11 protein-coding genes and 1 other RNA gene are annotated in these 13,721 nt (G+C 60.8%); 1 reads left to right on the top strand and 11 read right to left on the bottom strand.

The window, feature by feature from the left end; translation table 11 throughout:
• Window positions 1-401: 401 nt before the first annotated feature.
• From BVU99_RS17310 to BVU99_RS17270, 9 genes are all read right to left on the bottom strand, one after another.
• The gene (locus tag BVU99_RS17310) at window positions 402-1,187 is read right to left on the bottom strand and encodes a heme ABC transporter ATP-binding protein (RefSeq protein WP_043141115.1); all 786 of its coding nucleotides are present in this window, start codon (window positions 1,185-1,187) and stop codon (window positions 402-404) included.
• Complete coding sequence (locus tag BVU99_RS17305; protein WP_025302634.1) at window positions 1,180-2,184, bottom strand: iron ABC transporter permease; 1,005 nt, start codon at window positions 2,182-2,184, stop codon at window positions 1,180-1,182. The genes BVU99_RS17310 and BVU99_RS17305 overlap by 8 nt, the downstream gene beginning before the upstream one ends.
• Window positions 2,184-3,014, bottom strand: coding sequence for a hemin ABC transporter substrate-binding protein (locus BVU99_RS17300; RefSeq protein ID WP_025302635.1), 831 nt, complete (start codon window positions 3,012-3,014; stop codon window positions 2,184-2,186). The genes BVU99_RS17305 and BVU99_RS17300 overlap by 1 nt, the downstream gene beginning before the upstream one ends.
• Window positions 3,011-4,048 (bottom strand): hemin-degrading factor, encoded by a 1,038-nt coding sequence (locus BVU99_RS17295; RefSeq protein WP_025302636.1) that lies wholly within the window; start codon window positions 4,046-4,048, stop codon window positions 3,011-3,013. Before BVU99_RS17295 ends, BVU99_RS17300 begins: the two co-directional genes overlap by 4 nt.
• A gap of 66 nt (window positions 4,049-4,114) precedes the next feature.
• Complete coding sequence (locus BVU99_RS17290; protein WP_043141123.1) at window positions 4,115-6,157, bottom strand: TonB-dependent hemoglobin/transferrin/lactoferrin family receptor; 2,043 nt, start codon at window positions 6,155-6,157, stop codon at window positions 4,115-4,117.
• Between the two features lie 94 nt (window positions 6,158-6,251).
• Window positions 6,252-6,434: a hemin uptake protein HemP gene (locus BVU99_RS17285; protein WP_043141213.1), complete on the bottom strand. Its 183-nt coding sequence runs from the start codon at window positions 6,432-6,434 to the stop codon at window positions 6,252-6,254.
• A gap of 171 nt (window positions 6,435-6,605) precedes the next feature.
• Complete coding sequence (locus tag BVU99_RS17280; protein ID WP_025302639.1) at window positions 6,606-7,091, bottom strand: glutathione peroxidase; 486 nt, start codon at window positions 7,089-7,091, stop codon at window positions 6,606-6,608.
• 106 nt (window positions 7,092-7,197) lie between these two features.
• Window positions 7,198-8,244, bottom strand: coding sequence for a 3-deoxy-7-phosphoheptulonate synthase (locus BVU99_RS17275; protein WP_004931381.1), 1,047 nt, complete (start codon window positions 8,242-8,244; stop codon window positions 7,198-7,200).
• A gap of 197 nt (window positions 8,245-8,441) precedes the next feature.
• Entirely contained in the window at window positions 8,442-9,302 is an 861-nt protein-coding gene (locus BVU99_RS17270) for a pyruvate, water dikinase regulatory protein (protein ID WP_161781785.1), read from the bottom strand.
• Between the two features lie 459 nt (window positions 9,303-9,761).
• Between BVU99_RS17270 and ppsA the strand changes: the two genes are divergently transcribed.
• Window positions 9,762-12,140: a phosphoenolpyruvate synthase gene (ppsA, locus tag BVU99_RS17260; protein WP_099816792.1), complete on the top strand. Its 2,379-nt coding sequence runs from the start codon at window positions 9,762-9,764 to the stop codon at window positions 12,138-12,140.
• Between the two features lie 109 nt (window positions 12,141-12,249).
• Here the strand turns inward: ppsA and rprA are convergent.
• An RNA gene (gene rprA / locus BVU99_RS17255) (antisense sRNA RprA) lies at window positions 12,250-12,361 on the bottom strand.
• Between the two features lie 256 nt (window positions 12,362-12,617).
• Window positions 12,618-13,718, bottom strand: coding sequence for an AI-2E family transporter YdiK (gene ydiK, locus BVU99_RS17250; protein WP_025302642.1), 1,101 nt, complete (start codon window positions 13,716-13,718; stop codon window positions 12,618-12,620).
• Window positions 13,719-13,721 lie beyond the last annotated feature (3 nt).

Below are 13,721 nucleotides of genomic sequence, written 5' to 3'. Positions count from 1 at the left end.
CTTCTCTACCAGAACCTCATAAGCGACAGATTTCCCGGTAGCAGCCAGCTCAGGTGTTGACCTTGGGCGCGCATCACCGGCTGCCGAGCAAGACGGCGTTGTCAGGGTCAACCGGCCAGGGAAGGCCAGTTGAGGCGAGACTAACAGGGACGTTTGTCGCAGCAGACCCGCCCGACAACGCAGACGCGGCGAGGGTATCCGCGTAGCGGACAGATGGTGTTAAGCGAAGGCGCGGGTGGAGGGGTCGCGCCATCGGCCCCTCCAATTGCCGTTCATATTGGCCACAGAGAAATGCGGACATTTACGGCAATTCCCCAGCACAGAACGCCCAGAGGCTGGATAAAAAAATGCCACTCAGGATTAACTTAGCGGCATTACGCCTCATGGCGCCCTTGAACGTTTCATTGTCGCAGATAGACCTGCGGCAGAGACACTTCGGGATGATGCACCACGCCGAGATCGGCCTGATACCAGCGGGTGAGGATCTCCGTCTGCAGGACCTCTTGCGGCGTGCCGCTCGCCACCAGACGTCCCTGATGCAACAGCAGGATCCGATCGGCGTACAGCGCCGCCAGATTGAGATCGTGCAGCACGCAGCAGACGCCCAGCGGCTGTTGGCGCGTCAGCGAGCGCAGCAGGCGCAGGGTGTGCTGCTGGTGATACAGATCCAGCGCCGAGGTCGGCTCGTCGAGAAACAGCCAGGCGGGAGACGGTTGCGGTTGCCACAGCTGCGCCAACACCCGCGCCAACTGCACCCGCTGCTGTTCGCCACCGGACAACCGGCGGTAATCGCGCTGCGCCAGCGCCAGGCAGTCGGTTTGTTCCATCACCTGTTGGATCGCCTGATGCTCGTCGCGTTTGCCGTGAGGTGCTCGCCCCATGCTGACCACTTCTTCCACGCTGAAGGGAAACGCCAGATCGCTGTACTGGCGCATCACGGCTCGGACTTTGGCCAACTGCTGCGGCGCCCAGTGTTCCAGCGGTCGGTCGAGCAGCCGGCATTCGCCGCAGTCCGGCGTCAGATAGCCGGTCAGCAAGCGCAACAGCGTCGATTTGCCGGCGCCGTTAGGGCCGATAATCGCCACCATCTCACCGCTGGCGAGGCTGAGCGAAACGTCGTTGATCAAGCGGCGCGTACCGAGGCTGTAACGCAGCTCTCGGGCTGTCAGGCAGGCGGCGTTATCCACCGGTTCGCTCCCGCTGGCGCATCACCAGCCATAAGAAGTAAGGACCGCCGATCAGGCTGGTCATCAAGCCTACCGGCATTTCGGCCGGCGCCACCAGTGTGCGCGCCAGCGTATCGCTGACCAGCAGCAGGCAGGCGCCGCCCAGCGCGGAGCAGGGCAGTAGCCAGCGGTGATCGCCGCCAAGGCGCATGCGCACCAGATGTGGCACCACCAGACCGACGAAGCCGATCACGCCGCTCATCGCTACCGCCGCGCCGATCAGCAGGGCGCTCAGCAACAGCAGCTGCAGCTTGGCGCGCTGGACGTTCACCCCGAGGTAGTGGGCCTCTTCGTCCCCCAGCTGCAACAGATTCAGCCGGCGCGCCTGCAACAGCGTCAGCAGCGCCGTAGGCAGGATCAGCGAGGCGGAAACGGCCAGCGTCGGCCACTGCGACTGGCTGAGGCTGCCCATCATCCACAGCGAGAACTGGCGCAGCTGTTGATCGCTGCTGACGTAGGAGAGCACGCCGATGGCCGCCATGCACAGGGCGTTGATGGCGATGCCCGCCAGCAGCAGCCGCGACAGATTGCCGTGTCCGCTGCGGCTGATGCCGTAGATCAAAAGCGATACCAGCAGGCTGCCGAGGAACGCCGCCAGCATATGGCCGTATAGCGCGATCGTCACCGGCAACGCCAGCGGCATCACGATGAACAGGGCGACAAACAGGGCGCCGCCGCTGCTGATGCCCAGCAGGCTTGGATCCGCCAGCGGGTTGCGGAACAGCCCCTGCATCACCGCGCCGGACACTGCCAATGCGCAGCCGATCACTACTGCCAGCAGCACGCGCGGCAGACGAATGTTCAGCCAGATGTGCCAGGCGGCGTCGCTGAAGGGTTCGCGCCACAGGGTGCGAAACGACAGCGTCAGCGCGCCCAGGTTGGCGGCGACCAGCGCCAGCAACGTCAGCAGCACCAGCAGGCCGATGATGGCCAACTGAGGCGAGGTGCGACTGCGCATTACTTTTGCTCCGCCGCGTGGCGCAGTTTGGCCAGCGCCGCCGGCGTTTCCAGACCGAAGCCCAGCAGCGCCATGTCATCGACGATCAGTACGCGGCGCTGCTTGCCCGCCGGCGTCAACGCCAGGCCCGGCAGCGTCCACAGCTGCTGTTCGCCGCCGAGGGTGCGCACGCCGTCGGTGGTGACCAGCAACAGATCCGGCGCGCTGGCGATGACGCCTTCCTGCGACAGAGGACGATAGCGGTCAAAACCCTGCATGGCGTTTTTCAATCCGGCGGCGGCGATCACCGCGTCGGCGGCTGTGTGTTGCCCGGCAGCCATCGGCGTAATGCCGCCGTGGCTCATCACGAACAGCACCTTGACCGGCAGCGGAGAGGTATCGACCGCCGCCAGCTGCTGTTGATAGCGCTCGCTCAGCTGTTTGCCTTGCTCAACGCGTTGCAACGCGGCGGCGATCGTAGCGATTTTCTGCGGCACCGCCTGCAGGGTGGTGTCACCCGGCACGCTGACCACGTTGACGCCGCTGTCCGCCAACTGTTTGAGCACCAGCGCCGGCTGCGCCAGCTCGGTCGTCAGCACCAGCGTCGGTTTCAGCGCCAAAATGCCTTCGGCATTCAGCTGGCGCATGTAGCCGACGTCCGGCAGCTTTTTCACCGCCGCCGGGTGCAAGCTGGTGCTGTCACGGGCGATCACCTCGTCGCCGGCGCCGAGTGCGAAGGCGATTTCCGTCACGTCGCCGCCGATCGAGACGATGCGCTGCGCCGCCGCGGCGGTGAGCGGCAGCGCCAGCGTCATCATCAGCGTCAGGCGGCGGATCAAGGAAGATTTCATGCGGCGATGTCCTTGGCGGCGAGCGCGGCAACCTGCTCGCGCCACTGGGTTTGTTCCGGCTGGCCTTCGGTACGCTGGCCATACAGCTGCGCGATCTGCGTGCCGTCGGCGGCGAACAGCTCCAGGCTGGTGACGATGCCGTCCTTGGTCGGTTTGCGGGTGATCCAGCTTTCGGCGATGGCGCCTTCAATCAGGTGCAGCGTGAAACGGCGGTTGAACACGTTGATCCAGCCTTCCTGCGGCATCAAACGTTCGATCTGGCCGGTGAAGATCTGCACGCAACCGCGGTTGCCGACGAAGATCATGATCTCGTTTTGCTGCTGCTGCGCCGCTTGCAGCAGCTGCGAGAGCGCGCTGTTGTCTACCTGATAGGCCAGATCGTCGCCGACGGCGCGGAACGCCTGCTGGCGCGTGAGCTTATTGCGGCTCAGCAGCTGGAAGAACTGATGAACGTCGGTCATCGCGCGCCATTCACCGTCGATTTTGGCATGATCCTGCGTCGTTTCATCCGCGGTGCTCACCTCGGCGGGTTGCAGCGCCAGCGCCGGGTTTTCTTCGCTCAGGTGGCGCTCCACCAGCGCCATCCAGGCCGGCAGATCGGTCTCTTCGGTGGTGTAGACCTTGTGCAGCGCATCGCCCTGTTGGTCGAAGAACTGGATGCTGTGGCGCACGCCGCGTTTGTTGGTTTCGCTCATAGCGAAAACGCTGGTCCAGTGGTTGAGGAACAGGCGCAGATCCAGCTCGCGCGGGTTGAGGATCAGCCCGGCGTGGCCGTTGAGGTGCTGGTTGCGGTAGCGGCCCATCTGCTCATGCACCGCATAGCTGTTGCGGGTGATGGATTTGGTGACGCCCACTTGCTCAAGCTCGGTCAGCAGGGTGCGCGCGTCGGCCTGCAGGCGGCGAGTGTCGTGGCCGACGCGGGCGTGCGTCAGCTCCGCTTCGCTGACGCCAAGGATCGCCGCCAGATCGCGGGCGTATTTGCCGGGGTGGTCGATTTTGGCCTGTTGGTAGCGTTCGTATAGGGTGTTGCTCATGCGGGATTCTCCTGCGCTGTAATGCGAACGGCGGACAACCGGGTTGTCCGCCAGATAGTCAAATGATTACCACTGGTAGCTGACCAGCAGTTTGGCGTTGCGGCCATCCTGCGGGACGCCCTGCGGCGAGTAATATTCTTTGTCGAAGGCGTTGCCCAGTACCACGGTGGTGGTCATGCCCTGCAGCCGATCGCGGCCCTTGTAGCTCAGATAGAAGTCGTTGACGCCATAGCCGCCTTGCTCCGGCGTCCCCGTTTGTACGCGGGTGGCGCGTTCGGCGAAGGTGGCGACCCAGCCGGCGGACAAACCGGTTTCGCCCAGCGGCACGTCCAGCGAACTGGTGACGGTATCCGGGCTGATGTCGGCCAGCCAATCGCCGCTTTTCGCGTTCAATTCGCCATTGCGAGACTTGTCCTTGCCGCGTGTGCGGTTGTAGGCCAGATCCCAGTTAAACCACTTGGTCTGGTAGTTCAGCGAGGTGTCCCAACCCCAAATCTTGGCGCGAGAGATATTCGCTGAGGCGGTCTGCGTGCGAGTGACATACATGAAGATGTAGTCTTTGGCGTCGGTATCGAAGTAACTGGCCTTGAATTGCAGGCTGTCATCCGCCAGCAGCAGATCGTCGAAGCGCAAGCCGAAACCGGCTTCGGTGGTGCTGGTGGTTTCCGGCCGCAGATTCGGATTAGGCACCCAATAGTTGCCGGGGAAGTGACGCGAATCGTTGTACATCTCGCCCATGGTCGGGGCGCGGAAGGCCTGGGAATAGGAGCCGAACAGCATCAGCCAGTCGGTCGGCGAGTAGCTCAGGGCCCCGCGGGACGACCATTTGTCGGCCTTGACGTCTTCGTGGCCCTGGCTGCTGCCTTTGTAATCGTCGTAGCGCGTGCCGGCCAGCACGGTGATCGGAATGTCGCGCAGCGTGATTTCATCCTGCAGCCAGCCGGAGGCGAAGTTGATCTTGGCCTGCGGGAAACTGGTGGTGGCGCCGCCCGGCTGCTGTTTCTGTTCATACACTTCGGAGCCGTAGGTCAGCAGGTGTGACGCAAAGCTGTCGGCGAACAGACGCGTGCGGTTTTCCAGCTTGCCGCCGTTGGTGGTCTGCTTGCGGAATTCGTCGGTCGCACCGGCGTTGTGCGCATTGATTTTGACTTCCGAGGTGTACAGCTTGGCGGTGGCGTCCAGCCAATCCTGGCCGACCGGCTTGAGCTTATAGCTCAGAGCGGCATCACGCTGGATGGTGGAGCGGTTGGTCATCGGGTTGCCGCTCGAGCTGCCCGGCGTCTGCGGGTTTTTCGGCTCCTGGGCGCTGTTGTTGTAGTAGCGCAGATCGCCGCTCAATGACTGATTGTCGTCGATTTTCCAGGTGCCTTTTGCCAGCACGTTGCTGATGGTTTCGTCGTTAGGCGCATCGAAGCCGTTGCCCTGACGCAGATTACCGACGTCGCGGGTGCCGAACGACAGCAAACCGTCGAGGTTATCGGTCTTGCCGTAGGCGCTGGCGCCCATGCCCAGGCTGTGATCGCCGCTGCCGGCGGTGCCGTAGACGCGGAACCCGGTATCGTGGCCCGGCAGCAGCAGATCGGCGGCATCGACGGTCTCGTAGGCGATGACGCCGCCCAGCGCGCCGCTGCCATACAGCAACGCAGAGGGACCGCGCACGATTTCAATGCGCTTGACCAGCGCCGGATCGAGGAAGGTGCCGCCGATGTGGCCGGTATCGGTCCCCTGGCGGATGCCGTCAACCAGCGTCAGCACGCCGTTTTTGCCGTAGCCGCGCATCGTTACGTCCTGACCGTTGCTGCGCCCGGTGCCGTTCACGGTGATGCCCGGCACGCGGCGCAGCATATCGGCGGCCGAGGTGGCGGTCTGGCTTTCTGGCGAGTTGCCTTCGATGACCGTGACCATCATCGGCGCTTCAAAGCTGCTGCGTTGGTTGCCGGTGGCGACCACGGTCATGGTCTCGTCGGCGGCTTTGGCTTTTTTAGCCGGCGCCGCGTTGGAAGAGGGTGTTGTGCTGGTGTTTTGTGCCAAGGCCACCGTAGGCAGAGCGCAGGCAATCGCCAGACTCAAAGCGGAAAAACGCAGCCGGGTGGAAAATGTCAGAGGCATGGTGCAACTCTCCGTATGTAATAAAACATATCAATAGATTTGCTGGCTGCCTGGATCAACCGATCGGGGTGGCTGGCGTTTGAGGGTTCTATGGTTATTTGGTCAGGATCAATTTCCCGGCTTTGGTTTGCCGCAGCTGATAGCGCTGGCCCTGATGGGTAATGAACGCGATGCCGTCGGTGCCGAGCAGCTGTGCGCTGTCGTAGCTGGGCGGCGCGTTTGCGCTGTGCTCGGTCGGGGCCGCGGCGGCGGGGGTAGGAGTGTTGGCAGTATCCATCATCATTGTGCTTATAAAACAGACCATTAAATGGTAATTAATATCAAACTGAGAATCATTATCATGTGAAGGAAAGGTTACATCAAGGAAAATTTTCTTACCGATGGAACCTTTTTGTCGAACGGACATCCGGCGGCGGGCCGAGCGCACTCGGCCCGTAAAAAAGGGGCGTTATTTCAGCAGGGTTTCGATGCGGTCAAACAAACGCTCGGGCTTAGTGATCGGCGCAAAGCGCGTGATACGCTGGCCGTCGGCGGTGAGCAGGAATTTGGTGAAATTCCACTTGATGCGGCGGCTGCCCAGAATGCCGGGTGCCAGGCGTTTCAGCTCATTGAACAGCGGGTGCGCGCCGGGACCGTTAACGTCTATCTTGCTGAACAGCGGGAAACTGACGCCGTAGTTGAGGCTGCAAAAGTTGGCGATCTCCAGCGGACTGCCCGGCTCCTGAGAACCAAACTGGTTGCAGGGGAAGCCGAGCACCACCAGGCCGCGTTCGCGATAGTATTGCCACAAATTTTCCAGCCCACGGTATTGCGGGGTGAAGCCGCACTTGCTGGCGGTGTTGACCACCAGGTAAGCGCGCGCCGGGAAATCGCCCAGCGTTTTTTGCTCGCCCTGCAGCGTGACGCAGGGGATGGATAACAGAGAGTGAATCATGCCGGGGCTCCCAGTGCGTTTCGGCGGGCGCTAAAGCGTTGCAATCAGTATAGATGAGTGGGGCAGAAGGAATAAAGCCGGGGGCGTGGCCCCGGCCTCTACTGGGTTAGAAACGGCTATCAACCGCATCCGCCAGCATCGCCAGCAGCTGCTCGCTGTCGGACCAGCTCAGGCAAGGATCGGTGATCGACTGGCCATAGGTCAGCGGCTGGCCGGCGACGATTTTCTGCGTGCCTTCCACCAGGAAGCTTTCCGCCATCACGCCGGTGATGGCGGCGGAGCCGGCGCGGATCTGCTGGCAGACGTTGTCGGCCACTTCCAGCTGGCGACGGTGCATTTTCTGGCAGTTGCCGTGGCTGAAGTCGATCACCAGGTGTTCAGGCAGATCGAACTCGCGCAGGCTGTCACAGGCGGCGGCGATGTCGCTGGCGTGGTAGTTCGGCGTTTTTCCGCCGCGCATGATGATGTGGCCGTACGGGTTGCCGCTGGTCTGGTAAATGGTCATCTGGCCATGTTTGTCCGGCGACAGGAACATATGCCCGGCGCGCGCCGCGCGAATGGCGTCGATGGCGATGCGGGTGTTGCCGTCGGTGCCGTTTTTGAAGCCGACCGGGCAGGAGAGCGCCGAGGCCATTTCACGGTGGATCTGGCTTTCGGTGGTGCGCGCACCGATGGCGCCCCAGCTGATCAGATCGGCGATGTATTGGCCGACGACCATGTCCAGGAATTCGGTGGCGGTCGGCAGGCCGAGCTGGTTCACTTCCAGCAGCAGGCGGCGCGCCATTTCGATGCCGCGGTTGACCTGGAAGGTGCCGTCCAGCGCCGGATCGGAGATCAGGCCTTTCCAGCCGACGACGGTACGCGGTTTTTCGAAGTAGGTACGCATCACGATTTCCAGACGATCCTGGTAGCGTTCGCGCAGGGCGTTCAACCGGCCAGCGTAATCGACGGCGGCGTCGAGATCGTGGATGGAGCAGGGGCCGATCACCACCAGCAGGCGGCGGTCTTCACCGGTGAGGATTTTTTCAATGCGTTTTCGTGACGCTGTCACGTTGTCGGCGACGGCCGCCGAGATCGGCAGCTTGTCTGCCAACGCTTGCGGCGTGACGAGGCTGTCGATGCGCGCGGTCCGCAGTTCATCTGTTTTGTGCATGTTGTTCCCTGGAAACTGTTCTTCTCTGCGGCAGGAGTGCCGGGAAGTGATGGCGATCACAATAACGCAAAAAGCGCTGAATTCAACCGTAGAGATTGTGTTCTGTTGATCAAAACCGCGAAAAAAAGCACAAAAAAATCAGCTGCTGTTGAAATAAACGGCAGGCGGCGGGGCACGGCGGCCCCGCGAGAAAATGATCAGAACATGCGGCGACTCATACCGAGGATGTCGAGGATTTTGGTGGAAATCTCTTCGACCGAATAATTGGTGGTATTGAGGTAGCGGATCTGATTTTTGCGGAACAGCGCCTCGACCTCGGCGATCTCCATGCGGCACTGGCGTAATGAAGCGTAACGGCTGTTTTCACGCCGCTCTTCACGGATCGCCGCCAGGCGTTCCGGATCGATGGTCAGGCCGAATAATTTATGCTGAAACGGTTTCAGCGAGGCCGGCAGGTGCAAATTATCCATATCGTCGGCGATAAACGGATAGTTGGCGGCGCGAATGCCGAACTGCATCGCCAGATAAAGGCTGGTGGGGGTTTTGCCGCAGCGCGACACGCCGAGCAGGATCACCTGCGCCTGATCGAGGTTGCGCAGCGAAATGCCGTCGTCATGCGCCAGGGTATAGTCGATGGCGGCAATGCGCGCGTCGTACTTGCCGAGGTTGCTGGCGGTCAGGCCGTGGGTGCGGTTCGGCACCGGCGTCGGTTCCACTTCCAGCTCGCCCTGCAGCGGGCCGACCAGCGCCTGCACGATATCCTGGCAGAAGCCCTGGCTCTGCACGATCACATCGCGCACTTCCGGCGAGATGATGGAGTAAAACACCAGTGGCCGCACGCCGGTTTGATTATAAATATCATCGATTTGCTGGCGAACTGCGCGCGCGCGCGCCTCGGTTTCGACGAACGGCAGGGTAAAGGTGGTCGCCGTGACCGGAAACTGCGACAGCACCGCGTGCCCCAACACTTCGGCGGTGATCGCCGTACCATCCGAAATATAAAAAACGCTTCTTTCCACCCGAGGCTCCTTACCTGAAAACGGTGTTCCTGCTGTCATCACTGTCAATATCATGGGCCGCGGACGATCCGTCGGTAAAGGGGGGAGGGAAAAAATTGTGACGGCGGGACGGTAAAGCGCTTTGCGCCGGCGCGTGAAGAAAAGCGCGTTTTGCCGGCGGTAAAAATTGTGGCGCAACGAGGTTTTTCGACCCGAAACGTAAATTTGCCGTTATTTTCACCAAAAACGGTAGCGTTTGCGCGGTCATTAAAACAGAAGTTTAAAAAGAACGTAATTTGTTGAGAACTAAGCTTTTCGTGCGATTGGGAACGGTTCCCTGCCAAATCAGCCGGTTAGGACATTCTCTTAAAAACCACTTTCTTCAGTGGGTTGATCGATTCACCTTTCCATTTTCCTCAGATCAGTGTGCTAGTCTGATTCGGCTCCGTGTTAGCGGCGCCGTAAAGCAAGCGAATTAAATCCGTCTTTACCCTACTGATAGCAATAAGGATTGTCTCGATGTCCAACAATGGCCCAGACTTGCGTAATGTGCTTTGGTACAACCAGCTTGGCATGCACGACGTTGACCGTGTCGGCGGCAAAAACGCCTCCCTCGGTGAAATGATCACCAATCTTTCCGATTTGGGCGTGGCCGTGCCGAACGGTTTTGCCACCACCGCACAGGCGTTTAACGATTTCCTCGAACAAAGCGGTGTTAACCAGCGCATCTATCAGCTACTGGATCAGACCGACGTTGACGACGTTGCCCAACTGGCCAAGGCCGGCGCCCAGATCCGCCAATGGGTGATCGACACGCCGTTCCACGCCGAGTTCGAGCGTGAAATTCATCAGGCTTACCAACAGCTCGCCGACGGCGAACCGGAAGCTTCCTTTGCGGTGCGCTCCTCCGCCACGGCGGAAGACATGCCGGACGCGTCCTTCGCCGGCCAGCAGGAAACCTTCCTCAACGTGCAGGGCATCGACGCCGTAATGGTGGCGATCAAGCACGTGTTCGCCTCGCTGTTCAACGACCGCGCTATCTCTTATCGCGTGCACCAGGGCTATGACCACCGCGGCGTGGCGCTGTCGGCGGGCGTACAGCGCATGGTGCGCTCGGATCTGGCCTCCTCGGGCGTGATGTTCACCATCGATACCGAGTCCGGCTTTGATCAGGTGGTGTTCATCACCTCCGCCTTCGGTCTGGGTGAAATGGTGGTGCAGGGCGCGGTGAACCCGGATGAGTTCTACGTGCACAAACCGACGCTGCAAAAAGGCAAGCCGGCGATCGTGCGCCGCAACCTGGGCTCGAAAAAGATCCGCATGGTGTACGCACCGTCGCAGGATCACGGCAAGCAGGTGCGCATCGAAGACGTGCCTGAAGCGCAGCGCAGCCGTTTCTCGTTGACGGATGACGAAGTGCAGGCGCTGGCGCAGCAGGCGATCCTGATCGAAAAACATTACGGCCGCCCGATGGATATCGAATGGGCGAAAGACGGCCATACCGGCAAGCTGCTGATCGTGCAGGCGCGTCCGGAAACCGTTCGCTCCAACGAACAAACCATGGAACGCTACCAGCTGAATGGCACTAGCCCGGTGCTGGTGGAAGGCCGCGCCATCGGTCATCGCATCGGCGCCGGTCCGGTGAAAGTGATCAACGACATCAGCGAAATGGATCGCATCCTGCCGGGCGACGTGCTGGTGACCGACATGACCGACCCGGACTGGGAGCCGATCATGAAGAAGGCCGCCGCGATCGTCACCAACCGCGGCGGGCGCACCTGTCACGCGGCGATCATCGCCCGTGAGTTGGGCATCCCGGCGGTGGTGGGCTGCGGCCACGCCACCGATGTGCTGAAAGACGGCCAGAAAGTCACCGTTTCCTGTGCGGAAGGCGACACCGGCTTCGTTTACAGCGACATGCTGGATTTCAGCGTGCAGAGCTCCGAAGTGACCGAGCTGCCGGATCTGCCGCTGAAGATCATGATGAACGTCGGCAACCCGGATCGCGCTTTCGACTTTGCGCGTTTGCCAAATGAAGGCGTGGGCCTGGCGCGGCTGGAATTTATCATCAACCGCATGATCGGTGTGCACCCGCGCGCGCTGCTGGAGTTCGATAAGCAGACGCCGGCGCTGCAAAACGAAATTCGCGCGTTAATGCAGGGTTACGACCACCCGGTCGAGTTCTACGTTGGCCGCCTGACAGAAGGGATCGCGACGCTGGGTGCCGCCTTCTGGCCGAAGCGTGTGATCGTGCGCCTGTCCGACTTCAAATCCAACGAGTACGCCAACCTGGTGGGCGGCGATAAGTATGAACCACACGAAGAGAACCCGATGCTGGGCTTCCGCGGCGCCGGCCGTTACGTGGCCGATAGCTTCCGCGATTGCTTCGCGCTGGAGTGCGAGGCGGTGAAACGCGTGCGTAACGAAATGGGGCTGACCAACGTCGAAATCATGGTGCCGTTCGTGCGCACCGTGGCCCAGGCGGAAGCGGTGGTGGCGGAGCTGGCGCGTCAGGGGCTGAAGCGCGGTGAAAACGGGCTGAAAGTGATCATGATGTGCGAGATCCCGTCCAATGCGCTGTTGGCGGATCAGTTCCTCGAGCACTTCGACGGCTTCTCTATCGGTTCCAACGACATGACCCAGCTGGCGCTGGGGCTGGATCGTGACTCCGGCGTGGTGTCGGAGCTGTTCGACGAGCGCAACGAGGCGGTGAAAGCGCTGCTGTCGATGGCGATTCAGGCGGCCAAACGCCACGGCAAATACGTCGGCATCTGCGGCCAGGGCCCGTCTGACCATGAAGACTTCGCCGAGTGGCTGATGGAGCAGGGCATCGACAGCCTGTCGCTCAATCCAGACACCGTGGTGCAGACCTGGATCAATTTGTCGAAAAAGAAATAATGTCTCGGCCTCGCTGAGGCATTAACGCCGGGCCGCAGTTAACGCTGCGGCCTTTTTATTTCCGAATGTAAATAACGGCGCGTAAAATAATCAATTCGACGAAAAAAGAATAAAAAAAAGCCCACCGTAGGAGATGGGCAAAGACTACACACAGCAATTCACATGTATGGCATTACATTGTTCAGAAAGGTTGCTTTAAAATCAGTGATTTGAAGCAATAGATGGCCATAATACTAGATTTTTGAACGCGACTAGTCATTAAGAATCATCCTAATCGATAGCGCCATCACATTTTATTTGTGGGAGTTATCTCTTTTTGCCGCTTGCAACAAACAGGGATTTACATTGCACCTTTCATTCGCTGTACCGTAATCAATATAGGGCGGCATTATATTTGGCGGAGATATTACTCGAATGAGGTAGGAATAATGACCTGAGTGAAATGTTCCGCCCGACGATGCGGGCGGAAGGGGGGGATTAGCGTTTTTCCAGATCTTCGATGACTTGCTCCGGCGCGGTGGTCGGCTCTGGCGCTTCATCCATCCAGGCGGTCAGCAGGCGATAAGATACCGCCAATACCACCGGGCCGATGAACAGGCCAATCATACCGAAGGCCAGCAAACCGCCGATAACGCCGGACAGGATCAGCAGCAGCGGCAGGTCGGCGCCCATGCGGATCAGCACCGGGCGCAGCACGTTATCCAGCGTCGCTACCACGCAGCTCCAGACCAGCAGTACGGTGCCCCAGGTGGTGTCGCCGTGCCAGTACAGCCAGATGATGGCCGGCACCAGCACCAACAGCGGCCCCAATTGTGCCACGCAGCAGATAAAGATCAGCATCGTCAGCAGGGTGGCGGCTGGTATGCCGCTCACCGCCAGACCGATGCCGCCCAGCACCGACTGCACCAACGCCGTCACCACCACGCCCAGCGCGACGGCGCGGATCGCCTGGCCGCCCAGTAGCACCGCCGCATCGCCGCGTTTGGAACCGAGGCGTACCGCAAAGTGACGGATACCCAGCGCCACCTGCTCGCCGCGCGCATACAACAAGGCGCTGAACAGCAGCATCAGCGCGCAGTGCAGCAGCAGACGGCCGATATGCGCCGCCTGCGCCACGAACCAGGTGGCGGTTTGACCGAAGTACGGCTGAACCTTCGCCAGCAGCGCAGCGCCGCCGGCGTTAACCAATGTGTGGTAGCTGGTATAGAGCCTGTCGCCGATCATCGGCACGGACTGCAGCCAGGCTAGATCGGGAATGTGCAGCTTGCCGGGTGAACTGGCCCAGGCGATGAGCGGCGCGCTGTTATCCACCACGCTGCTGATCAGCAGGGAAATCGGCAGAATGAACAGCAGGATCAGCAGCAGGGTCATGACCAACACCGCCAGCGAGCGACGGCCCCACAGCAGCTTTTGCAGTTTGAGCAGCAACGGCCAGGTGGCGATCACCACCATGCCCGCCCAGGCGAAGCCGAGAATAAACGGTTGGATCACCCAAAAACAGGCAACGATCATGATGGCGATAAACAGCACGCCGAAAATAATTCGCGGTAAGTCGTAACGCGATTGCGGGAGTGGCATCAG

Origin of the sequence: Serratia sp. OLAL2, from assembly GCF_002752475.1 — a bacterium.
Taxonomy (GTDB): Bacteria; Pseudomonadota; Gammaproteobacteria; order Enterobacterales; family Enterobacteriaceae; genus Serratia; species Serratia bockelmannii.
The sequence above is the reverse complement of the archived record's forward strand: the minus strand, read 5'-3'. Positions and strand labels throughout refer to the sequence as shown.

Coding starts and splice junctions, on each gene's coding strand:
- BVU99_RS17305 (WP_025302634.1), bottom strand. CDS start 2,184: ATGCGCAGTCGCACCTCGCCTCAGTTGGCCATCATCGGCCTGCTGGTG.
- BVU99_RS17300 (WP_025302635.1), bottom strand. CDS start 3,014: ATGAAATCTTCCTTGATCCGCCGCCTGACGCTGATGATGACGCTGGCG.
- BVU99_RS17295 (WP_025302636.1), bottom strand. CDS start 4,048: ATGAGCAACACCCTATACGAACGCTACCAACAGGCCAAAATCGACCAC.
- BVU99_RS17290 (WP_043141123.1), bottom strand. CDS start 6,157: ATGCCTCTGACATTTTCCACCCGGCTGCGTTTTTCCGCTTTGAGTCTG.
- BVU99_RS17285 (WP_043141213.1), bottom strand. CDS start 6,434: ATGGATACTGCCAACACTCCTACCCCCGCCGCCGCGGCCCCGACCGAG.
- BVU99_RS17280 (WP_025302639.1), bottom strand. CDS start 7,091: ATGATTCACTCTCTGTTATCCATCCCCTGCGTCACGCTGCAGGGCGAG.
- BVU99_RS17275 (WP_004931381.1), bottom strand. CDS start 8,244: ATGCACAAAACAGATGAACTGCGGACCGCGCGCATCGACAGCCTCGTC.
- BVU99_RS17270 (WP_161781785.1), bottom strand. CDS start 9,302: ATGACAGCAGGAACACCGTTTTCAGGTAAGGAGCCTCGGGTGGAAAGA.
- ppsA (WP_099816792.1), top strand. CDS start 9,762: ATGTCCAACAATGGCCCAGACTTGCGTAATGTGCTTTGGTACAACCAG.
- ydiK (WP_025302642.1), bottom strand. CDS start 13,718: ATGCCACTCCCGCAATCGCGTTACGACTTACCGCGAATTATTTTCGGC.